This is a genomic window from Caulobacter sp. FV2ps19, from assembly GCF_058681035.1.
This window is the reverse complement of record NZ_CM178729.1, coordinates 3,251,223-3,272,942: the sequence shown is the minus strand read 5'-3', so window position 1 is coordinate 3,272,942 and position 21,720 is coordinate 3,251,223. Positions and strand designations below refer to the sequence as shown.

18 protein-coding genes are annotated in these 21,720 nt (G+C 67.1%); 7 read left to right on the top strand and 11 right to left on the bottom strand.

All coding sequences use genetic code 11. From position 1 onward, the window contains the following. Positions 1–5: 5 nt before the first annotated feature. The 3 genes from ACW18B_RS15445 to ACW18B_RS15435 all read left to right on the top strand — a co-directional run bounded on the left by ACW18B_RS15445 (position 6) and on the right by ACW18B_RS15435 (position 4,207). Complete coding sequence (locus ACW18B_RS15445) at positions 6–2,210, top strand: beta-glucosidase (protein ID WP_492047910.1); 2,205 nt, start codon at positions 6–8, stop codon at positions 2,208–2,210. A 122-nt stretch (positions 2,211–2,332) separates the two neighbouring features. Continuing rightward, positions 2,333–3,388 carry a DUF3089 domain-containing protein gene (locus ACW18B_RS15440; protein ID WP_492047909.1) on the top strand — a complete coding sequence of 352 codons (1,056 nt, stop codon included), beginning with the start codon at positions 2,333–2,335 and terminating at the stop codon, positions 3,386–3,388. A gap of 15 nt (positions 3,389–3,403) precedes the next feature. Then, positions 3,404–4,207: an alpha/beta fold hydrolase gene (locus ACW18B_RS15435; protein ID WP_492047908.1), complete on the top strand. Its 804-nt coding sequence runs from the start codon at positions 3,404–3,406 to the stop codon at positions 4,205–4,207. A 65-nt stretch (positions 4,208–4,272) separates the two neighbouring features. On the opposite strand, the gene ACW18B_RS15430 is transcribed toward ACW18B_RS15435, so the two are convergent. The 9 genes from ACW18B_RS15430 to ACW18B_RS15390 form a co-directional block, all read right to left on the bottom strand. Next, on the bottom strand, positions 4,273–5,439 hold the full coding sequence (locus tag ACW18B_RS15430; protein WP_492047907.1) for an FAD-dependent monooxygenase: 1,167 nt from the start codon (positions 5,437–5,439) through the stop codon (positions 4,273–4,275). Positions 5,440–5,535: 96 nt separating this feature from the next. After that, positions 5,536–7,005: an NAD-dependent succinate-semialdehyde dehydrogenase gene (locus tag ACW18B_RS15425; protein ID WP_492047906.1), complete on the bottom strand. Its 1,470-nt coding sequence runs from the start codon at positions 7,003–7,005 to the stop codon at positions 5,536–5,538. A gap of 84 nt (positions 7,006–7,089) precedes the next feature. Next, positions 7,090–7,596 carry a VOC family protein gene (locus ACW18B_RS15420; RefSeq protein WP_492047905.1) on the bottom strand — a complete coding sequence of 169 codons (507 nt, stop codon included), beginning with the start codon at positions 7,594–7,596 and terminating at the stop codon, positions 7,090–7,092. A gap of 7 nt (positions 7,597–7,603) precedes the next feature. Further along, positions 7,604–8,743 (bottom strand): alcohol dehydrogenase catalytic domain-containing protein, encoded by a 1,140-nt coding sequence (locus ACW18B_RS15415; RefSeq protein WP_492047904.1) that lies wholly within the window; start codon positions 8,741–8,743, stop codon positions 7,604–7,606. Next, a complete protein-coding gene (locus ACW18B_RS15410; RefSeq protein ID WP_492047903.1) occupies positions 8,740–9,603 on the bottom strand; it encodes an isocitrate lyase/PEP mutase family protein in 864 nt (287 codons plus the stop codon). Before ACW18B_RS15410 ends, ACW18B_RS15415 begins: the two co-directional genes overlap by 4 nt. Beyond that, the gene (gene leuD, locus ACW18B_RS15405) at positions 9,600–10,196 is read right to left on the bottom strand and encodes a 3-isopropylmalate dehydratase small subunit (RefSeq protein WP_492047902.1); all 597 of its coding nucleotides are present in this window, start codon (positions 10,194–10,196) and stop codon (positions 9,600–9,602) included. The genes ACW18B_RS15410 and leuD overlap by 4 nt, the downstream gene beginning before the upstream one ends. Positions 10,197–10,198: 2 nt before the next feature. Beyond that, on the bottom strand, positions 10,199–11,650 hold the full coding sequence (gene leuC, locus ACW18B_RS15400) for a 3-isopropylmalate dehydratase large subunit (RefSeq protein ID WP_492047901.1): 1,452 nt from the start codon (positions 11,648–11,650) through the stop codon (positions 10,199–10,201). Then, positions 11,647–12,855, bottom strand: coding sequence for an FAD-dependent oxidoreductase (locus ACW18B_RS15395; protein ID WP_492047900.1), 1,209 nt, complete (start codon positions 12,853–12,855; stop codon positions 11,647–11,649). The genes leuC and ACW18B_RS15395 overlap by 4 nt, the downstream gene beginning before the upstream one ends. A gap of 38 nt (positions 12,856–12,893) precedes the next feature. Beyond that, positions 12,894–13,181 (bottom strand): DUF1330 domain-containing protein, encoded by a 288-nt coding sequence (locus tag ACW18B_RS15390; RefSeq protein ID WP_492047899.1) that lies wholly within the window; start codon positions 13,179–13,181, stop codon positions 12,894–12,896. Between the two features lie 180 nt (positions 13,182–13,361). Here ACW18B_RS15390 and ACW18B_RS15385 point away from each other — a divergent pair, with 180 nt between their 5' ends. Both ACW18B_RS15385 and ACW18B_RS15380 read left to right on the top strand, forming a co-directional pair. Continuing rightward, a complete protein-coding gene (locus tag ACW18B_RS15385; protein WP_492047898.1) occupies positions 13,362–14,108 on the top strand; it encodes a maleate cis-trans isomerase family protein in 747 nt (248 codons plus the stop codon). 68 nt (positions 14,109–14,176) lie between these two features. Next, the gene (locus tag ACW18B_RS15380; protein WP_492047897.1) at positions 14,177–15,091 is read left to right on the top strand and encodes a polysaccharide deacetylase family protein; all 915 of its coding nucleotides are present in this window, start codon (positions 14,177–14,179) and stop codon (positions 15,089–15,091) included. 70 nt (positions 15,092–15,161) lie between these two features. Here the strand turns inward: ACW18B_RS15380 and ACW18B_RS15375 are convergent, their stop codons facing one another. Further along, complete coding sequence (locus ACW18B_RS15375) at positions 15,162–15,959, bottom strand: IclR family transcriptional regulator domain-containing protein (protein WP_492047896.1); 798 nt, start codon at positions 15,957–15,959, stop codon at positions 15,162–15,164. A 476-nt stretch (positions 15,960–16,435) separates the two neighbouring features. Between ACW18B_RS15375 and ACW18B_RS15370 the strand changes: the two genes are divergently transcribed. Then, positions 16,436–18,619, top strand: a complete 2,184-nt coding sequence (locus ACW18B_RS15370) for a TonB-dependent receptor (protein WP_492047895.1) — start codon at positions 16,436–16,438, stop codon at positions 18,617–18,619. A gap of 111 nt (positions 18,620–18,730) precedes the next feature. After that, the gene (locus ACW18B_RS15365; protein ID WP_492047894.1) at positions 18,731–20,107 is read left to right on the top strand and encodes an MFS transporter; all 1,377 of its coding nucleotides are present in this window, start codon (positions 18,731–18,733) and stop codon (positions 20,105–20,107) included. 85 nt (positions 20,108–20,192) lie between these two features. Here ACW18B_RS15365 and ACW18B_RS15360 read toward each other — a convergent pair whose 3' ends face one another. Next, positions 20,193–21,704: an aldehyde dehydrogenase family protein gene (locus ACW18B_RS15360; protein ID WP_492047893.1), complete on the bottom strand. Its 1,512-nt coding sequence runs from the start codon at positions 21,702–21,704 to the stop codon at positions 20,193–20,195. Between the last annotated feature and the right edge of the window lie 16 nt (positions 21,705–21,720).

Genomic DNA, 21,720 nt, shown 5'->3' with positions numbered 1-21,720 from the left:
CCCCTATGATCAGCAAGACCCTTGCGGCCGCCGTGTCGGCGCTGGCGCTGGCCGGGAGCGCGTTCGCTCAAGTCCCCCATCCCTGGATGAACACCAAGCTTTCACCGGATCAGCGAGCGGCGTTGCTTGACGAAGCCCTGACCCTGGACGAGCGCATCGGCCTACTGCATGGGCCGATGGCGCTTGCTTGGGGAGCGAACAAACTGCCGGAGGGGGCGATCGGCTCGGCAGGTTTCATTCCCGGCGTCGCCCGCCTGGGCGTTCCGGCGCTGCAGGAGACGGACGCCAGCCTCGGCGTGGCCAACCCGGGCGACGTACGACCGGGCGATGGCGCCACGGCGCTGCCGTCGGGCCTGGCCCTGGCGGCGACGTTCAACCCGCGCCTGGCCTTTGAGGGCGGGGCGATGATCGGCGGAGAAGCCAGGGCCAAGGGCTTCAACGTCCTGCTGGCCGGTGGCGCGAACCTGGCGCGCGATCCGCGCAACGGCCGCAATTTCGAGTATCTGGGCGAGGACCCATGGCTGGCGGGCGTGCTCGCGGGGGAGGCGATCCGGGGTGTCCAGAGCCGCAAGGTGGCCTCGACCCTCAAGCACTTCTCGCTTAACGGCCAGGAGACCGGTCGCAACTTCGCCAATTCGGTGATCGACGAGGCGGCGCATCGCGAGAGCGACCTGCTGGCTTTCCAGATCGCCGTCGAGAAGGGCCAGCCAGCCTCGGTGATGTGCGCCTACAACCTGGTCAACGGCGACTATAGCTGTGGCAACGACCATCTCCTGAACGGCGTGCTCAAGCGTGACTGGGGCTATAAGGGCTGGGTGATGTCGGATTGGGGCGCGGTCCACGCCACCGACTACATCGTCAAGGGTCTGGACCAGCAGTCGGGCGAGCAGCTGGACGGGACCACCTGGTTCGGCGCGCCGCTGAAAGTCGCGGTGGAAAAGGGCGAGGTTCCGGCCGCGCGCCTATCCGACGCCATCCGCCGCATCCTGCGTTCGATGTTCGCGGTCGGCCTGTTTGACGATCCGCCGAAGATTCAGCCGATCGACTATGCCGCCAACGCCAAGGTGGCCGGCGCGGTGGCGCGCGAAGGCATCGTTCTGCTGAAGAACGAAGGCGGCCTGCTGCCCCTGGCCAAAGGCGCCAAGCGGATCGCCGTGATCGGCGGCTATGCCGACCAGGGCGTCCTGTCCGGCGGCGGCTCGTCGCAGGTCGTTCCGCCCGGCCGCAAGGGCGCCAAGGTGCCGCTGGGCGGCGAAGGCATGATGGCCCTGTGGCGCTCGATGCAGTTCCATTCCGCCGGGCCTCAGGGCTCGACGCCGCTGGCGGCCATCCGGAAGCTGGCTCCCGAGGCCTCGGTGACGTTCGATGACGGTCGCTATATGGCCTCGGCCGTGGCCGCGGCCAGGAACGCCGACATCGTCGTCGTCTTCGCCAACCAGTGGCTGGGCGAGGGCGAAGACGCGCCCGACCTTTCCCTGCCGGGCGGGCAGGACGCCGTGGTCGCGGCGGTGGCCGCCGCCAATCCCCGGACCGTGGTCGTTCTGCAGACGGGTGGGCCGGTGTCGATGCCGTGGCTGGGCTCCGTCGGAGCCGTGCTCGAGGCCTGGTACGCCGGCGCGGACGGCGGCGAGGCCATAGCGGACGTGCTGTTTGGTCAGGTCGACGCGGCCGGCAGACTGCCGGTGACGTTCCCGGCGGCGATCGACCAGTATCCTCGCGCCGAGCTTCCGGGCCTAGGCCTGCCCGCCAAGACGCGGTTCGACGTCGTCTATTCCGAGGGCGCGGAGGTCGGGTATCGCCGTTTCGCCGCCACCGGCGTCAAGCCGCTGTTCCCGTTCGGCTTCGGCCTGTCCTACACCCGGTTCTCGTACGCCAACCTGAAGGTCGCGGGCGGCGACACGCTGACGGTCAGTTTCGACGTCACCAATGTCGGCGCCCGGGCGGGCAAGGACACGCCGCAGGTCTATCTGACGGACCGCGCCGGCAAGCCGCTGCAGCGCCTGATCGGGTTCGAGCGGGTGGCGCTGGCCCCGGGCGAGACACGGCGCGTAAGCCTGGCGGCGGATGCCAGGCTGTTGGCGAACTACGACGCGGCGGCCAAGGTCTGGCGCGTGACAGCCGGCCAGCATGGCGTCGCGGTCGGGGCGTCCTCGGCCGATCTGTCTCTGAAGGGGGCGGCCAAGCTTCGGGCCCGGACCCTCCAGCCCTGATTCTCCGACACGTGGTCACCGGCGTTGGAGCATTTGCCTCGCGCCGGTGACGATGTTGTAGGATCGCCAGCCATCTCAGCGGAGGATACATGACCGGGCGTGGGTACTGGAGGCCAACGGCCTTGATCCTGGGACTCCTGGCGCTCTCGCTGGCGTCGCCCGCCGCAGGACGGCAGGCGACCGACTTCGCGGCGCAGTCGCCGCCTCCGGCGCTGGACTACGCAAAGCCCGCGTCATGGGCCACGTTTGCCGGCAAGGGCGTCGGCGTGGTTCCGGCCCCCGTGGTCGCGGACAAACCCCTAAAGGTCGATGTCTTCTACATCCACCCCACCACCTTCCGCAGCGCCGACAAGTGGAACGGCGACCCTGCAGACGCGACGCTGAACGCCTGGACTGACGGTAGCGCCACGGCGCGTCAGGCCAGTCCGTTCGCCGCCTGCTGCCGCCTGTTCGTTCCGCGTTATCGCCAGGCCTCGACCCTGGCCCTGTCGAAGATCGCCACCGACGGTGCCCAGGCCTTCGACCTGGCTTATGGCGATGTCGAGCGGGCGTTCGATTACTATCTGGCCCACGAGAACAAGGGCCGCCCCTTCATCCTGGTTGGCCATAGCCAGGGCGGCTCGCACGTCGCCCGTCTGGTCGAGCGCCGTATCGACGGCAAGCCGCTGCAAGGCCGGATGGTCGCCGCCTACGCGATCGGCTTCAACCTGGCCGAAGGCGACTTCCCGCTGACTTACAAGACCGTCCCGGTGTGCAAGACGCCCGATCAGCTGCATTGCCTGGTGCAATGGAACGCGGTGGTAGCCTCGGCCGACCTGGACGCGATCAGCAAGGCCTCCACGGCTCGCTTCACCGCTCTGCACCCCGGCGCGCCCGGGACCTCGATCCTGTGCGTCAACCCGCTGACCTTCGACGCCGGCAAGCCGTCCGCCGAGGCCAGCGCCAGCCAGGGCGCCATTCCGGGGACGCCCGACGCCTCGCCGATGCGCGCCCCAGAGAAGGGCAAGGTCGCCGCCCGCTGCGATCGCGGTTATCTGGTCGTCACGCCCGACCCGGCGTCGGACCTTCAGCCGCTGCCGGGCGGCAGCATGCACTTCCACGATATCGGCCTGTTCTGGGGTGACATGCAGGCCAATGCCCTGCTGCGCGCCAAGGCCGCCGTGGCGAAACACCGCTAGATCCGAGAGACATCTATGAAAACGCGTCGCGGCTATGCCGACGGACCCTTTGGCCAGGTTCATTTCCACGACACGGGCGGTGACGGCCAACCGTTGGTGCTGAGCCACCAGTCGCCGCAGTCGGCCCGCCAGTTCGATCTGCTGGTTCCGGCCCTGGCCGCACATGGCTTGCGCGTGATCGCGGTCGATCACCCGGGCTTCGGCGCGTCGGACCCGACGCCGCACGTGCCCTCGATCGCCGACTATGCCTCGGTGTTCCCGGCGGTTCTCGATCACCTGGGCATCGCCCGCGCCGACTTCGCCGGCCACCACACCGGCGCCCAGGTCGTGACCGAGATCTCGCTGCTGTGGCCCGACCGGGTGCGCAAGCTGGTGATCAACGGCCCGACGCCGTTCACCGAGGCCGAACTGCAGGAGATGCGGGATACGGTCACGGCCGAGGAGAAGGGCATGGTCCATCACCTGGACGGCGAGCACGTGGCCGAGACCTTCAAGGTGCGTCTGCGCCTGCACGGCCCCGGCGCCGATCCCGCCATCATCACCCGCATGGTCGCCGAGAAGTTCATCGGTTACGGCGAGATGTGGTGGGGGCACAACGCCGCGTTCAATTACGATCACGCCGAGACGATGACGCGCATCCGTCATCCGACGCTGATCCTGACCAATCTCGACGACCTGATCTATGACGCGGCCCTGCGTGCGCGGGAGATCCGCCCGGACTTCGATTTCGTCGCGTTGCCCGCCGGCGGCGGCGTCGATGTGGTCGATCACCAGCCGCAGGCTTGGGCAAAGGCCGTCAGCGAATTCCTGGCCGCATAGAGCCTGTCCGTTTCTGATGGAAACACCAGAAACGGATAAACAGGCCTCAGTACTTTGAGCGTGGCCTAGATGGCCACCGTCCCTGGATCATAGGCGAAGAGGCCCAGGGTCTCTTCGTTCTTCAGGCCGCCCAGGCCGAAGTTGTCGGTTTCCTGGCCCTGCATGCGATCGGCGTTGGCGTTGGACTCCAGCTGGATGAAGCTGGCCCGCTCATGCCGGGCGGTCTCATAGCGGGTCAAGGCTTCGTCCAGGCTGGCTGAGGCTTCCAGGGCGCGGGTCAGAACGACGGCGTCCTCGATGCCGGCGGCCGCGCCCTGACCCAGGAATGGCGTCATGGCGTGGGCCGAGTCGCCCAGCAGGGTGATGGTGTCGCCGATCCGCCAGGTCGGTAGCGGCGTGCGGGCGTTGATCGCCCACTTGTAGAGCCGGCTCTCGTCGATCCGGCCGATCATGGTGTGGATGTCGTCGCACCAGCCCTCGAAATTGGCCGAGAGCTCGTCCCGGGTCGCCGGGATGGTCCAGCCGTCATCTCTCCATCCGTCGCGGCGGATGAAGAAGACGAGGTTCAACACCTGGGCGCCGCGCACCGGATAGCGCACCGCCAGACGGCCCGGACCGATATGCATGCCGGGGTTCTGGGCCAGGTGCTCGATATCCGGCGTCACCGGGATCAGCCCCCGGAAGCAGATGTGGCCCGTGAAGTGGGGAAGGCTGGGCTCGAACAGCTTGCGCACCACAGACTTGACACCGTCTGCGCCAATCAGCAGATCGGCGCGGAAGGTCTGGCCGCCTTTCAGAATCAAGGCCGCACCGCCCTCGACGGGACTGACCACCTCGACCGCGCTGCCGATGTGCAGGCGGCCGCCGGCGGCCTGGACGGCCTCGACCAGGATGGCGTGCAGGTCGGCGCGGTGGATGTAGACGTAGGGCGCGCCGTACTTCTCGCGCATCTCGTTGCCGCGCTCGAGCTGGAACAGCAGGCGGTTGTCCTGCCAGTGGCGGATCGACTGGGTCTTGGGCTCGACTCCGGCCGCCGCCACCTGTTCGCCGATGCCCAGGTACTGGAAGCCGAGCATGGCGTTCGGCGCGAGCGTGACCCCCGCGCCGATGTCGGCCCAGGCCGGCGCGGCCTCGAAGACGTCGACGCTGTAGCCAGCTCGGGCTAGGCCGAGAGCTGCCGAGAGGCCGCCGATGCCGCCGCCGACGATGGCGATGCTGGGCTTGGGATTCACGCGGGAGCCTCCGGTGGATTGGTGTTCACCTTCGGCTGTAGAGCGTCGACGCCCGACCTGCAAAGCGCCGGACGCGGCTTGTCGCTGCGCGGATAACTACAGCCCGCCGATACCGACGTATTTCAGCTCCATATAGTCGTCCATGCCGTACTTGGAGCCTTCGCGGCCCAGGCCCGAGGCCTTGACCCCTCCGAACGGCGCGACCTCGGTGGAGATCAGGCCCTCGTTAATCCCGACCATGCCGTATTCCAGGGCCTCGCTGACCCGGAAGGCGCGCGACAGGTCACGGGTGTAGACATAGGAGGCCAGGCCGAAGATCGTGTCGTTGGCCAGGGCGATGGCCTCGTCCTCGGTCTCGAAGCGGAAGATCGGGGCGACCGGGCCGAAGATTTCCTCGCTGAAGCACAGAGCGTGGACCGGCGTGTCGACCAGGATGGTCGGCTCGTAGAACAGCCCGCCGCGCTCGCTTCTGGCGCCGCCGGCCGCGACCTTGGCGCCGCGCGCGACAGCGTCCTGCACGTAGTGCTCGACCTTGGCCAGCGCCCCGCCGTCGACCAACGGGCCCAGCGTCACGCCAAGCTCGTCTCCGGCCCCGACCTTCAGCCCGGCTACGGCGCGCTTGAAGGCTTCGACGAAGGCGTCGTGAATCCCTGACTGCACCAGCAGGCGGTTGGCGCAGACGCAGGTCTGGCCGCTGTTGCGGAACTTGGCGGCCAAGGCGCCCTGGGCGGCGGCCTCGGGATCGGCGTCGTCGAAGACGATGAAGGGCGCGTTGCCGCCCAGCTCCATCGAGGTCTTCTTGATGGTCGGGGCGCATTGAGCGAGCAGGGCGGCGCCCACCTCGGTCGAGCCGGTGAAGCTGAGTTTGCGGACGATCGGGTTGGAGGTGATCTCCTCGCCCATCGGGCCGGCCGAGCCGGTGATGATGTTGCAGACGCCGGGCGGCAGTCCGGCGCGCTGCGCCAGCACGCCGATGGCCAGGGCCGAGAACGGTGTCTTGCTGGCCGGGCGGATCACGCCGGCGCAGCCCGCCGCCCAGCCGGCGCCGGCCTTGCGGGTGATCATCGCCGCCGGGAAGTTCCAAGGCGTAATGGCCGCGAACACGCCGATCGGCTCCTTGCGCACCAGGATGCGGCGGTCGGACCGGTTCTGCGGAATGATATCGCCATAGGCGCGCTTGGCCTCCTCGGCGAACCACTCGATGTAGCTGGCGGCGTAGCGGATCTCGCCGGCGCTTTCGGCCAGGGGCTTGCCCTGCTCGGCGGTCATGATCCTGGCCAGGTCGTCGATATTGGCTAGCTTCAGGTCGAACAGGCGGCGCAGGATGGTCGCGCGCTCGCCGGCGGTGGTCTTGCGCCACTGGGCGAAGGCCGCGCCGGCGGCTTCGATGGCGGCGCGGGTCTCGGCCTGGCCAAGGTTGGGCACATGACCGATGAGCCGGCCGGTGGCAGGGTTGGTCACCGCGATGGTGCGGCCGTCCGGGGCGTCGATCCATTGGCCGCCGACCAGGCACTGCTGACGCAGCAGGTCGGGATCGGCCAGGTTCAGCGGGTTGAACACGGTCATGGCACCCAGGACTCCCTTGGAATGATCGACGTCACCGTTAGCGGGCAAGGCTGCCGTGCGGCCAATGGCGGGCCGTCGTCACCGCTAAGCGGATAGGGGCTCGGTCAGCAGGTTCTGGTCGGCGGGATTGCGCTGGACCAGGTTGATCAGCACACCGTCGGGATCACGCAGGCAGATCTCCGGCTGTGCACGGCCCTGGGGGGCGTGGAAAACGTGGACCGGGCCGATCCAGGTTGCGCCGGCCACTTTCAGTCGGGCGACGGTCGCCTCTAGGTCGGGTGTGTAGAAGATCAGGGCGACCTCGCCGCGGCGGGCGGGACCGGTGGGCGTCGGCAGGGTCTCGGCGTCGTGACGCGGGTCCAGCTGGAACAGGCCCACCATGCCGAAGCAGGGACCTGCCGTCTTCACGATCCGCACCGGATAGGGCCAGTGGCGGTCGAAGCCGAGCAGGATGCTGGCGGACGCATCCTCCAGCAGCCCCTGGTAGTAGGTCTCCGTCAGGCCCAGCGCCCCGTAGAAGGTCGCCGACCGGGCCAGATACTCGACGAACAGGGTGGCGCGGATCAGGGCAGAAGAGGGCGGCTGGGCCATCTAGGGATCAGGCTTCTTGCGGCAGCAGGATCTGGCGGATGGCTTGGCCGTCCTCCAGCGCGTCGAGCAGGGCGTTGACGTCGGCCAGCGGGCTTTGCGAGGTCAGCAGATGCTCGACTGGGAGGCGGCCGGCCTTCCACAGGCGGATGTACTTGGGAATGTCGCGGGCCGGCACGGCCGAGCCCATGTAGCTGCCGATCAGGGTCTTGCCCTCGGCCACCAGTGATACGGCGGGCAGGGTCAGCATGTCGTTATGGTTGGGCAGGCCGACCGTGACGATGCGGGCGCCGCGTCGGCCGGCGGCATAGGCCGCCTGCAGCACGACGGCCTTGCCGGCGGTCTCGATGACCACGTCCGCGCCGCGCGGCAGCACCGACTTGATCCCCGCCTCGGCCTCGGCCGGGGCGAAGGCCGCGGCTGCGCCCAGCTTCAAAGCCAGTTCGCGCTTGGCCGGGATCGGGTCGATGGCGACAACTGGGCTGGCGCCGCTGGCCACCGCGCCGAGCAGGGCCGACAGGCCGACGCCGCCCAGGCCGTAGACCACGACGCTTTCGCCGGGCTGGACCTTGGCGCTGTTCATCACCGCGCCGACGCCGGTCAGCACCGCGCAGCCGAACAGGGCGGCGATCTCGGCCGGGACGTCGTCGTCGATCTTCACGGCCGAGCGGCGGTCGACCACGGCGTAGTCGGCAAAGCCGGAGACGCCCAGGTGATGCTTGATCGGCGTGTCGCCTTCGCGAAGACGCGAGCCGCCGCGCAGCATCCGGCCCTCGCCATTGGCCTTGGAGCCAGGGCCGCAAAGATAGCTCTCGCCGGCCACGCAGTCCTCGCACTCGCCGCAGGCGGGCAGGAAGGCCATGACCACGCGGTCACCGACCTTGAACACCAGGTCGTCTTCCGAGCCCAAGGCCTCGACGATGCCCGTGGCCTCGTGTCCTAGGGCCATCGGCATCGGGCGCGGACGGTCGCCGTTCACGACCGACAGATCGCTATGGCACAGGCCGGCGGCGTCGATGCGGATCAGCAGTTCCCCGGGCTGGGGATCGTCCAGCGTCAGCTGCGCCACCCGCAGCGGCGCGGACTCCCGATAGGGGCGGGGGCAGCAACCGCAGGCGTCGAGGACGAGGGCCCGGATCTGTCGGCTCATTGGCCCTTGCCCCACTTCTTCTCGAATTCCCAGACGTCCTCGAAACCGATCATTTCGCAGAACGTCTTGAAATTGAACATCGGCATGTCGGCCGGTTCGCCATCGCCCTCGTCGCGCAGCTTGATCAGGGCCTGTTCGATGGCCGAGGCGGCGATCAAGCTGGTCAGCGACGGATAGATGGCGAAGGCGTAGCCGATGTCGGCCAGCACGTCGCCCTTCAGCATCGGGGTCAGGCCGCCATTGGCCATGTTGGCCATGACCGGCTTGTCGAAGGTCTCGCAGGCCTTGCGCATCTCTTCTTCGGTGGTCAGGGCCTCGGGGAACAGGATGTCGGCACCGGCCTCGGCATAGGCTTCCAGGCGGCGCAGCGTGCCGTCCAGGCCTTCAGACTGGCGCGCGTCGGTGCGGGCCACGACCAGCATCCCCTCGCTGGCGTCCTTGGCGACGCGGATCTTGTCGGCCATGTCCTGTTGCGAGATCAGGCGCTTGAAGGGCGTGTGACCGCACTTCTTGGGGAATTCCTGGTCTTCCAGCTGGATGGCGCTGACGCCTGCCGCCTCGTAGCCCTTGACGGTGTGGTGGACGTTCAGCAGGCCGCCATAGCCGGTGTCGGCGTCGGCGATCAGGGCCGCCTTGCTGGTGCGAGCCACTGTGGCCATGCGGTCCAGCATCTGAGTGTAACTGGCGATGCCGGCGTCCGGGAGGCCCATTGACGAGGCGGTGAGCCAGTAGCCGGTGCCGTAGACGACGTCGAAGCCGACGCGGTCGGCCATCACGGCGGCGATCATGTCGTGCACGCCCGGCACGACGAAGAACTTGCCCGCGGCCAGCTTGATCTTGAGGACGTCGTTTCGGCTCATGCTCGGTCTCCAGCACTGAAAAGCCACGGCTCGGCGGCGCGCCGACGGGCTTCGAAGGTCTCTATGTCTTGCCCATGCAGCGCGCGGATGCGGGCGATGTCGTCCCAGCCGTTCAGCAGGGCCTCGCGGGTGGCTGGCGGAACCTCGAAGGTGACCACTATGCCATCGGGGCGCGTGGCCGTCAGGGCCCGCAGGTCGACGGTCAGAGTGGGCGCATCGGCCAAGCTGGCGATGTCGGCGGGCGCGAGGCGGATGGCCAGTACGCCGTTCTTGGCGCAGTTGGACAGGAAGATCTCGCCGAAGCTGGGCGCGATCACCACGCGCACGCCGGCCTCCTTGAGGGCCCACACGGCGTGCTCGCGGCTGGAGCCGCAGCCGAAGTTCTCGCCTGCCACCAGGATCGGGGCACCGGCCTCCAGGGCGGCTAGGGCGGCGTCGTAGTCGGGCGCACCGTGCTTGTCGTGGAAGGCCAGCTTGCCCAGGCCGCCCCGGTCGGTGATCAGCAGGAAGCGGGCCGGATAGATGACGTCTGTGTCCACATTGGCCAGAGAGAGTCGGGCGGCCGGCCCCGAAACGACTTCAAGCTTTTCCATGGTCAGAGCTTCCGGATGTCGAACAGCCGGCCGTGCAGGGCGGCGGCGGCGGCCATGGCGGGGCCGACAAGATGGGTGCGCGCGCCCGCGCCCTGGCGGCCCTCGAAATTACGGTTGCTGGTCGAGGCGCAGCGGGCGCCGGCGACTAGGCGGTCGTCGTTCATGGCCACGCACAGCGAGCATCCCGACTCGCGCCACTCGAAGCCGGCGTTCATGAACACCTGGTCCAAGCCCTCTGCCTCGGCCTGCCGTTTGACGGCCGTCGAGCCGGGTACGACCAGCGCGCGGACGCCCGCGGCGGCCTTGCCGCGCAAGGCGACATTCGCGGCGGCGCGCAGGTCTTCTATGCGGCTGTTGGTGCAACTGCCGATGAACACGGTGTCGATGGCCAGATCCGTCAGGCGCTGACCCGGCGTCAGGCCCATATAGGCCAGGGCGCTGGCCAGGGTGTCGCGCGCCGTGCCCTCGGGCAGGGTCTTCGGATCGGGGATCTCGCCATCGATCGGCAGGGTCTGGTCGGGGCTGGTGCCATAGCTGACCTGCGGGGCCAGTTGGGTCAGGTCGATCTCGATTTCGCGGTCGAAGCGGGCGTCCGGATCGCCGGCCAGCGTCTTCCAATAGGCGACGGCCGCGTCCCAGTTGGCGCCCTGCGGCGCACGCGGGCGGCCTTCCAGGTAGCTGAAGGTCGTCTCGTCGGGAGCGATCAGGCCGACGCGGGCCCCGGCCTCGATAGTCAGGTTGCAGAGCGTCATGCGGCCCTCCATCGACAGGGCACGGACGGCCTCGCCAGCATATTCGATGGCGTAGCCGCCGCCGCCGCCGGTTCCGATGCGGGCGATTAGGGCCAGGGCCATGTCCTTGGCGCCCAGGTGCGCGGGGCGTTGACCAGTGAAGGTGATACGGAGAGTCCTGGCCTTGGTCTGCCACAGGGTCTGGGTGGCCATGACCACGCCGCACTCGGTGGCGCCGATGCCGAAGGCTAGCGCCCCGAAGGCGCCATGGGTGGCGGTGTGGCTGTCGCCGCAGACGAGGCTCATGCCTGGCAGGGTGAAGCCCTGTTCGGGGCCGATCACGTGGACGATGCCCTGGCGGTCGCTCTCCAACGGCAGGAATTCGATGCCGAACTCGGCGCAGTTGCGCTCCAGCAGGGCGACCTGGGCGCGGGCCTGGGGATCGGCGATCGGGCCGCCGGTGCGAGGGCTGGTCGGCACCGCGTGATCGACGACCGCGAGATTGGCCTCGGGCCGCCAGACGCTGGAGCCCGTGCGGCGCAGGGTCTCGAACGACTGGGGCGTGCTGACTTCGTGCAGCAGGTGGCGGTCGACATAGACCAGTGTCTGGCCGTCCTCGGCCTCCGCGACCGCGTGGCTGGCCCAGAGCTTGTCGTAGAGGGTCGTGGGGAGCGGCCTCGCCGGCTCGTCGGCCGACGAGCCGGGCGTCTGGCCTCGGCTCATGGGATCGCTGCCTCGCGCTCGAGGCTCGACAGCATGGCCTGACGCTTGAGGTAGATGCGACGGCCTTCGTCGTCGTTCAGCAGACCCGCCAGTTCCTGCTCCATGGCGGTCACGTCGCCGGAGGAGGATTCCATGGCCTGCTTGTTCTTGATCGTCTGGGCTTGGACGAACTCCATCATCACCGTGCGGCGCTGGCGCTCGTAGCGGTCCAGCAGGGCGTCGGCGTCGACCTCTGGGCCGCCCCGGCAGATTTCGATCAGTTTGCTACACAGGTTCCAGGCGTCGTGTACGCCCGAATTCATGCCGAAGCCGCCAAGGGGATTGTTCAGGTGGGCCGCGTCGCCGGCCAGCATCACCCGCCCGTCGCGATAGCGTTCAGCCACGCGCTGGTGGACGCGGTAGATCGTGCGGTGCTGAGTCTGAAGCGTCGCGGCGATCTCGGGACCGACCAGGCGCGAGAAGACTGCGGTCTTGTTGGCGTCGCTGACGATGTCCTCGTCGCTGCGGTCGTCGGTGACCGGCACCAGCACGCGCCAGAACTGCGGCACCTTCAGCAGCACGCACCACTCCTCCGGATCCGCCACGTAGTTGACCGTGGCCAGGTCGGGAATGTGCCGCTCCAACGGGTATTCGGTCGACAGCGTCAGGAACTTCTCAGGGTAGGTGAAGCCCTCGAACGGGATGTCCAGCCACTTGCGGACGATCGAATTGGCCCCGTCGGCGCCGATCAGATAATCGGCGCGCCAGGTCTCGATCTCGAACGGCGCCTCGAAGCGGGCCGTCACCCCTTCGGCGTCCTGCTCGAAGCCGAGCAGGCGACGCTGGAACAGCATCTGGCCGTGCGGGCTTTCGGCGATCAGCTTTGTCAGCAGCCGGGTGATCTTGAACTGTTCGCACTGCAGTCGGTACGGATAGGGCGTCAGGTCGCTGAGCTCGCCCATGTCGAAGGCCAGCGTGTTGCCGGTCTTGCGGTTGCGGTAGTGATAGATCGGCGCCCGCAGGCCCTGGGCCTCCAGCGGGGCCAGAACGCCCAGTTCGTCCAGCATGGCCAGGGTCGGTGGATGCAGGGTGGAGGCGCGCATATCCTCACGGGGATAGGAGTCGGCCTCCATCAACGCCACATCAATGCCGGCCTGCGCCAGACGATAGGCTGCGATCACACCGACAGGGCCAGCGCCGACAACAAGGATCTTGGTCCGCTTCATAGAATAATCGCTCTTCGGAAATTCGCGGGGCTTTGCGGTCAGGCGCTCAGCAGGCGGATGGCGACGGTCGCGGCGCCTTGGCGGTGCGCGCAGGCCGTGACGTATTCGGGACTGGCGATGTAGGCCTTGGCGTCCTCGACGGTCGGGAAGCGGGTGACGACTACGCGCTGGCCGACCGCGACGTCGCCTTCGAGCACTTCGCTGACCGCGCCCTTGACCACCGACTCGCCGCCAAACCTTTCGGCCAGCCCCGCGATCCCCTTGGCGTAGAGGGCGAAGCGTTCGCCGTCGGTGATATCGACAGTCGCGACGATGTAGGCGCTCAAGACCCTGCTCCCAGCCATGTTCAGGATCCTAAAAGACCGTGGCGAACGCGGCGGGGGCAGAGGATTTGGGGGTCTGATCGCAGGGCGGTCATGCATCAGGGCGAGCGCTGCGCACCGGCCCGCAATCGCTAGCTATCCAGCGCCGGCCACGGCCGACCTCACCACGGAAGGAGTGGAGAAATGACCGACTCTCTGGGATGGCGGATGAAGTTCGCTGTGATCGCGCCGTCGACCAACACCAGCGTGCAGCCCGAGTATGACGACATGCGTCCGCGCGGGGTGACCAACCACTTCTCGCGGATCATCATCCCGGACACCAAGGTCACCGACGACGAGAGCTTCATGGTGATGCTCAACAACATCCGCGCGGGCACCATGGACGCGGTCGACGTTTCGATGAGCATGGATCCGGGCGCCGTGATCCTGGGCATGTCCGCCGAGACGTTCTGGGACGGCGCCGACGGGGCAGAGCGCATGATGGCCAATGTGCGCGAGCGCGTCGGCGGGCGTCCGGTCTATATGGGTTCGGTCGCCGTGGATGAGGCGCTGAAGGCCTATGGCGGCATCAAGAAGATCGGGATTGTCACGCCCTACACGCCGGTGGCGGACGCCCAGGTGAAGAAGTTCTTCGAGGACATGGGCTACGAGGTCACGGCCGTGAAGGGCCTAAAGTCGCCCTCGCCGATGCAGATCGCCCACGAAACGCCGCTGACGCTGAAGCGCGCGGCCGAGGAAGTGTCGCAAGGCGCCGACGCGGTTGTCCAATGCGGCACCAACCTGGCCTTTGCGAAGGTCGCGGCGATGGCTGAGTTCTGGCTGGAGAAGCCGGTGATCGCCATCAACACCGCCACCTACTGGTATGCGCTGCGCAGTTCTGGGATCAAGGACCAGATCGACGGTTTCGGCTCGCTGCTTCTGGACCACTAGAGGCCGGCCACGTCTTTCGAGCGTAGGTTTAAATCGCGGGCGCGCGCCCGTTCGGGGAAGTCGAAAACATGGAATATGATTACGTACCGCTTCCGCAGCGTGGTCGTCTGACCTGGCCCAACGACGCGCGTGTGGCCCTGGTCCTGACGTTCAACCTCGAGACCTGGGACCTGACCAAGCCGACGGACAAGCCCTACTACGCGGGCGGTCCGGCGATCCTGCCTGACGTGCTGCCGGGCGACACCCCCGACTATCCGAACTTCACCTGGCGCGAATACGGCCAGCGGGTCGGCATCTGGCGGCTGCTCGACCTGTTCGACGAGATGGGCGCCAAGGCTTCATGCACCACCAACGCGGTGACCTTCGAACGCCGCAAGGCGATGACGGATGCGGTGTTGGAGCGCGGCTGGGAGCTAATCGCCCACAACTGGGAGCAGGGCGAGCTTCTGACCAACTTCGCCAAGGATCCCAACAAGGAGCGCGAGGTGGTCCTGCGGACCCTGGACCAGTTCGAGAAGTACGTCGGACGCAAGTCGGCCGGTTGGCTATCGTCCAGCCTGCGAGGCACGCTGAACACGCCGGCGCTGCTGGCCGAGTACGGCTGCAAATTCTACTGCGACATCATGAACGACGACCAGCCGTTCATGATCCGCACCGACAAGGGGCCGATCGTTTCGGTGCCCTATTCTAACGAAATCAATGACTTCACCTTTGTGACCCGCAAGAACTACACGACCGACCAGTTCCGCGATGCGCTGATCGAGGAACTGGACGTGCTGTACGCCGAAGGGGCCAAGACCGCGCGGATCATGAATGTCGGCCTGCACCCGCACGTCTCGGGTCGCGCCCATCGCATCCGCGCTCTGCGCGAGTTCATCGCCCATGCCCAGTCGCTGCCGGGTGTATGGTGGGCCACGCGCGAAGAGATCGCCGATTGGTACCTGCAGAACCACGAAAGCCACATCCCCGGCCAGATCCGTTGACTTGACGGTTGGCCGTAAAGCAAAAGCCCCGGACGATCGTCCGGGGCTTTTCTCGTCTCAAGTGTCACCTTCAGGCGGCGATGCGGTGCATGCCCGAGGCGAGGTCCAAACCGATGCGCTCGGCCGCCATCTTCATGTCGGGCACATAGCGCTCGACGGCTTCAGTCATCTTCATGGCTGAGGCGAAGAACACCATGGTGAGGGCCCCGATCAGCTGGTCCTCGTCGAACAGCGGCACGGCGATCGAGGCCGTACGGCCGGGCGTGGCGTTGTGGAAGTTTCGCCCTTTGGTAGCGTAGCCGTCGTGACGGATCTCGTTGATGACCACGTCGCTCTCGAACAGCGTCAGGGTGTGGGGATCGGTCGAGCCTGGCAGGGTGCGCACGCCGGCTAGGACCGTCTCGCGTTCGTCCGGCGTGGCGTGAGCGATGTAGGCGCGACCCGAAGCGCACTCCAGGATCGGCAGGGTGAAACCCGGATAGTAGTTCGAAAAGGTTCGGGAGGTCAGGGCGTGGGTGGAGTCGCGAACCACCATCGATTGGCCGACCCGCGTGACCACCGACAGGGGCCAGTTATGCTTGTAGGTCAACTCGACGATGTAGCGCCGCGACGCCTGGATCAGCCGGTCATGGACCTGAAAGCCATTGGCGAGGGACAGCACCAGCACCGTAGGCCGGTAGCGCTTGCGGTCGGGCTCGCGCTCGATGAAGCCCTCGTACAGCAAGGTCTGAACGATCCGACAGGCCGTTGGATATGGCACCTTGGCCGCTTGAGCGATCTCCATCAGCGACAGGGAGCCATGGCGGTTGATCGCCTGGATCACCTGCATGCAACGGCTGATCGAACGAATGGGAACACCACGTTCCATGCGTCACCTCCTAAATGATGTCCGCGAGCCTATGTCCGCGTGGCGGCCTTTTGGCCGCTTCTTATCCACACCGTGATCATTTGGCCGGACTTGTGCAAGACATCGGCGCCGGCGCCTGAAACACCAGCTCACGACTATCCGCCTGGTGGATAAAATTTCGATCCGTCTCTCGCGGAGCGGGCGCCGCCGAGGGCGCGGACATCTCCTGGGTGAGCTGCCCGTCGGCGATCTAGCCATTGAGAAATATCAAGAGATCGGCGCCGTCTATCCGGCTGGCGAGTGGGTCTGGAAGCATAGCGCACCATATTGACGCGAGGCGCCCAGCAGCGCCGGAAAACCCGGTTCGGCGAGGGCTTTGGGGCCCGTCCTACGGCTTGGCTTATCGCCTATCGGATAGCCCTTAGTGACTGTCACACGGTCGTCTCACCGTCGCGAAGAGTGCCGCGATCATTCATCGATCGCGCTGGAGAACTCCCATGCGTCGCGTAATTCCCATTGCATCCGCGTTTGCTCTTTGTGCTTCGGCCGCCTGGGCGCAGGAAGCTCCAAAGGCCGCTCCGGGCGCGGACGCCAAGGCGGAAGAGGCCTGGGCGCTGCCGGATCTGGTCATCACCGCTCAGCGGCGCGAGCAGACCCTCCAGAAGACGCCCGTGGCCGTCAGCGCGCTCGGCGCCGAACAGCTGGCTCAGCAACAGATCGCCCAAGTCGAGAACCTGTCGCGGGCGGTGCCCAGCCTGTTTATCAAGCAGGTGACAGCTTCGCCTTCGGCCCTGGCCATCGCCCTGCGGGGTGCCCAGGATCTGACCGGCGGGATCGTGACCTCTGAGTCGCCGGTCGGCCTCTATGTCGATGACGTCTATCAGTCGCGTCTCTCGGCGGCGAACTTCAGCCTCGCCGACATCGAGCGGATCGAGGTTCTGCGCGGCCCCCAAGGCACTCTGTACGGCCGCAACTCGATGACCGGCGCGGTGAAGTTCGTCACGCGCCAACCCAACGGCAAGACCTGGTTCACGGCCGAAGGCGCCGTCGGCAGCTACAAGAAGGAACAGGCCAAGATCACTGCCGGCGGGCCGATCTCGGAACACTGGGCCGGCGCCTTCTCGGCCATGTACGGCTCGCAGGGCGGCTGGCAGAAGCACAGTGTCACCGGCGCGCGGATCGGCAACAGCTATAACTGGGGCGTCCATGGCGCCCTGGGCCTGATTGGCGCGGGACCGTGGGAGGTCAAACTCTCGGCGACCTACGAGACCACCGGCTCCGACGGCCAGCACTTCACGCCGGTGGACGACAGCGGCAAGGAACTGGCGGGGGGCGGCTACGGCGCGCATTTCAGCCCGGTCGACGGCAACGGCGACAACAAGCGCGGTTCGGTGTCGGCGCATGTCGGCTACGATTTCGGCGCCTTCAAGGTGAAGTCGATCACCGCCTACAACGCGCTGGACGACGACTGGACGCTAGACTTCACAGGCGGGGCGTTTCTGTTCGCGCCGACCACGCCGCTGGCGGGCTTCCTACGCCGCACCAACGCGACGTCCCAGCAATTCACCCAGGAATTCCAGGCGCAGGGCGAGACCGATCGCCTGAACTGGATTGTCGGCGCCTTCTACTTCCAGGAAGACGCCAAGCAGGTGCTGAACGATGTCTTCGGGCCCGGTCTGTCCGGGCCGACGGCGTTCGCCCTGCTGCCGACCTCGATGTCGATCGACAGCAAGAGCTACGCGCTCTATGGCCAGGCCGATTACAAGCTGACCGATGACCTCAGCCTGACCGCTGGCCTGCGCTACGGCCAGGACGACAAGAGCTTCACGGGCTCGATCCAGAACGGCTTCGTCTTCCCGCTGGCCCTGGCGCGGGTCAACACCAGTCAGAATGTGAAGGTGGCGACGCCGAAGGTCGGCGTGCAGTACCAGGCCTCCGACGACGTGATGCTGTACGCGACGATCTCGCGCGGCTATCGCTCCGGCAGCTTCAACGGCCTTCTGATCGCCAACCCTGCTCAGTATGGCGCACCGTATAATCCCGAATACAACTGGTCCTACGAGGCCGGGGCCAAGACCGAGTTCTGGGATCGCCGAGCCAAGCTGAACCTGGCCGCCTACACCCAGAAGGTCAGCGACCTGCAGCAGAGCGCGCTGCGGGCCGGCTCCAACATCACGGAGAACGCCGCCAAGGCGACGATCTCGGGCGTCGAGGCCGAGTTCGCCGTCACGCCGGCGCGGGGCGTCAATCTGTTCGCCAACCTCGCCTATACCGATGCGCAGTACGACGAGCTGGGCGCCAATACCTCCGCGGCGCAGGCCGGCGCGACCCATCTGCCGCTGATCTCGAAATGGCAGGCGCAATTGGGCGGTTCGTGGAAGGTGGAGCCGGCCGCGTTCGACGGCTGGACGCTGACGCTGGCCGGCGACTACGCCTATCGCAGCCGTTGGTACTCGGAGGCGACGAACGGCGCGATCGGTCTGATCGACGGTGTCGGCCAAGCCAACGCGTCCTTGACCCTGACCTCTCCAGACGAGCATTGGTCGGTCGGGCTGGAGGGCAAGAACGTGAATAACGAGAAGTACTACATCTCCTGCGCGGTCTTCATCGCAGGCGTCGCCAACTGGTGTCAGGCGGTCGATCCCGCCAAATGGAGCGTGCGCGTCCGCTATCAGTATTGATCAGCACCTGAGTCGTCGCTTCGGCGGCGACCTTGGCTTGGCCTTTTTCTTCGCGCTCGGGAGTTTTGACTCCTGGGCGCGACTCCGTTTTCGTCCTTTAGGGAGACTGGCGTGACCTCTTCGCATACCTCGACGCCGCTGGGCCGCATGTTGCTCTATGGCTTCGGCCAGACCGGCGCGCAGATCGTCCGCGACAGCCCGACCGTTCTGTTGCCGCTGTTCATGACCACCATGCTGGGCGTCTCGCCTTGGCTGGCTGGGTTGGCGATCCTGATCCCCAAGCTGTGGATCATCCTGTGCGACCCGCTGGTGGGCTCGCTCTCGGATCGCAAGAAGGCGAGTTGGGGCCGGGCCCCGTTCCTGCTGGTCGGCGGACCGCTGACGGCCGTGGGCTTCTTCATCCTGTTCCTGCCGGTCACGCTGGACAGCGAGATCAAGACGGCTGTCTGGGTGTCGCTGATCTATACCCTGACCTCGACGGCCTTCAGCGCCTATCTGGTGCCGTACATGGCCTTGGCCTCGGAGATGACCACCGACACCCACGAGCGGACCAAGATCCTGGCCTGGCGCGTGGTGTTCACCATGGTCGGCGTCATCGCCGGCGTCGGCTTCGCCCAGCCCCTGATCGGCTGGGCCGGTGGCGGCGCAAAGGGCTGGACGACCATGGGCGGCCTGTTCGCGGTGCTCTGCCTGATCTCGATGCTGGCCCCCGTTGTGGTCGCCCGCCGCATCGTCGCCCCGGTCAGCGGTGAGCCCCAGCCGTTCCTGGCCCAGATGGCCACCGCCTGGTCCAACCCGCCGTTCCGCGCCCTGTTGGCGGCCTTCTTCATCCAGAGTGTCGGCCAGGCCGCCAGCTATGGCGCCGTGGCCCTGATGTTCCTGTTCGTGCTGGGCAATGTCACCCTTCTGATCCCGTTCATCCTGCTGATGAGCGTCGGTTCGGTGGCGAGCCAGCCGTTCTGGGTGTGGCTGTCGCGCAAGATCGGCAAGCGCCAGACCTTTACCGTGTCGGCCTTCGTCTGGGCGTTGCTGACCTTCACCTGGTTCCTGGCCGAGCCCGGTGGCCCGATTGTCATGCATCTGCCGATAGCCGGCGACCTGACAGCCGAGCAGGGCCTGGCGCTGGTGCGCGCGCCTCTGATCGGTGTCCTGAACGCCGGTTTCTTCCTGATGGTCCAGTCGATGCTGACCGACGCGGTGGTCTATGATCGGGTGCGCAACGGCCGCTCCAGCGAGGGCGCCTTGACCGGCATGTTCTCCGCCTCGGAGAAGTTGGCTTACGCCCTTGGCCCGTTCCTGGGCGGGGTCGTGCTGTCCGCGGCGGGCTTCCACGCCTCGCACGGGGGGGCGGTGGCTCAGGGGGCTTCGGCCCTGCGCGGCATTCTGGTCAACTACTCGCTGGTTCCGGCGGTGTTCGTGCTGCTGAGCCTGCTCGTGATCCGGGCCTACAAGCTGACGCCGGCCGACCTGGAGCCAACGAAACACTAAGGCCTGGGCGCGGGCCCAAACCAAGACGGCCAAGCTCCGCGAGGAGCTTGGCCGTCTTCTTGTACGAACGAGAGGGAAGGCGCGATCAGACGACCGCGCAGACCGTCTTCCATTCCAGATAGTTGTCCAGCGCCGCCAGGCCGCTATCGCGGCCGTAGCCCGACTGCTTGACTCCGCCGATTGGCAGGCTGGCGTCGTACATCGCGTGGCTGTTGATCCATACCGTGCCGGCCTGGATGCGGCGCGATAGGCGATGGGCGCTCGACAGCGAACTGGTCCATAGGCTGGAGGCCAGGCCGTAGTCGCTATCGTTGGCCTGGGCGATCACGTCGTCGACGTCGTCGAAGCGCTGCACGGCCAGCACTGGGCCGAACACCTCCTCGCGGACGATTTCCGACGACGGTTTGACCTGGGCGACGACGGTCGGGGCCATGAAGGTGCCATAGGCGCCCAGGCGCTCGCCGCCGGCCATGACCGAGGCTCCGTCGGCGCGCGCGCGCTGCACGAAGCCTTCGACGCGCTCGGCCTGCTTCAGTGAGACCAGCGGGCCCATGTGGGTGCCTGGATTCAGGCCGTGGCCTAGCTGGATACCGCTGGCCTGGGCGACTAGGCCTTCTAAGACCTTGTCGTAGATCGAACTGTGGACGTAGGCGCGCGAGCCGGCGATGCAGACTTGGCCGCCGTTGAAGAAGATGGCGTTGGCCACGCCGGGGATCGCCAGGTCGAGGTCGGCGTCGCTCAGGACGATGACCGGCGACTTGCCGCCCAGCTCCAGGGTCACGCGCTTGAGATTGCCCTTCGAGGCGTCGAGAATCGCACGGCCCGTGGCGGTCGAGCCGGTGAAGGCCACCTTGTCGACGTCCTTGTGCGCGGCCAGGACAGAGCCGCAGGTCGCGCCGCGGCCGGTTAAGATGTTCAACACGCCCGGCGGCAGACCGGCTTCCAGCATCAACTCGCCCAGGCGAAGCGCGGTTAGCGAGGTGTCCTCGGCGGGCTTGAGCACCACGGTGCAGCCGGCGGCCAGGGCCGGAGCCAGCTTCATGGCGGTCAGGACCAGTGGTGAGTTCCACGGCACGATGGCGGCCACTACCCCGACCGGCTCGCGCAGGGTCCAGGCCGAGATCTCCTTGCCCTGCGGCTGATAGGTGATCGAGGTCGTGATTGTGCGGCCCTCGATCGCCATGGCCTGGCCCGCGTAGAAGCGGAACTGGGCGATGGCGCCGGGGATCTCGGCCCAGCGGCCGACGTACAGCGCTTTGCCCTGGTCCAGGGTCTCGAGCTCGGCCAACTCGTCGATATTCGCCTCGAGTACGTCGGCGATGCGCCACAGGATGGCGGCGCGCTGGGCCGGAACGGTGTTGGCCCAGCCGTCGAAGGCGCGCCGGGCGGCGGCCACGGCGGCGTCGACGTCCTCGGGGCCGGCGTCGGCGATGTTGGCCAGCACCTGGCCGGTGGCAGGGTCCAGCGTCGGCAGGGTGGTGCCGGCCTTGGCCTGCACCCACTGACCGTCGATCAGCAGGCCGAAGGCCTGCGGGGAATCCAGCAGGGCCTGAGCCCGGGCGCTGGCGGGGCGGACGGCTTCAAGAATCGCGGTCAACGCAGGATCTCCGTGC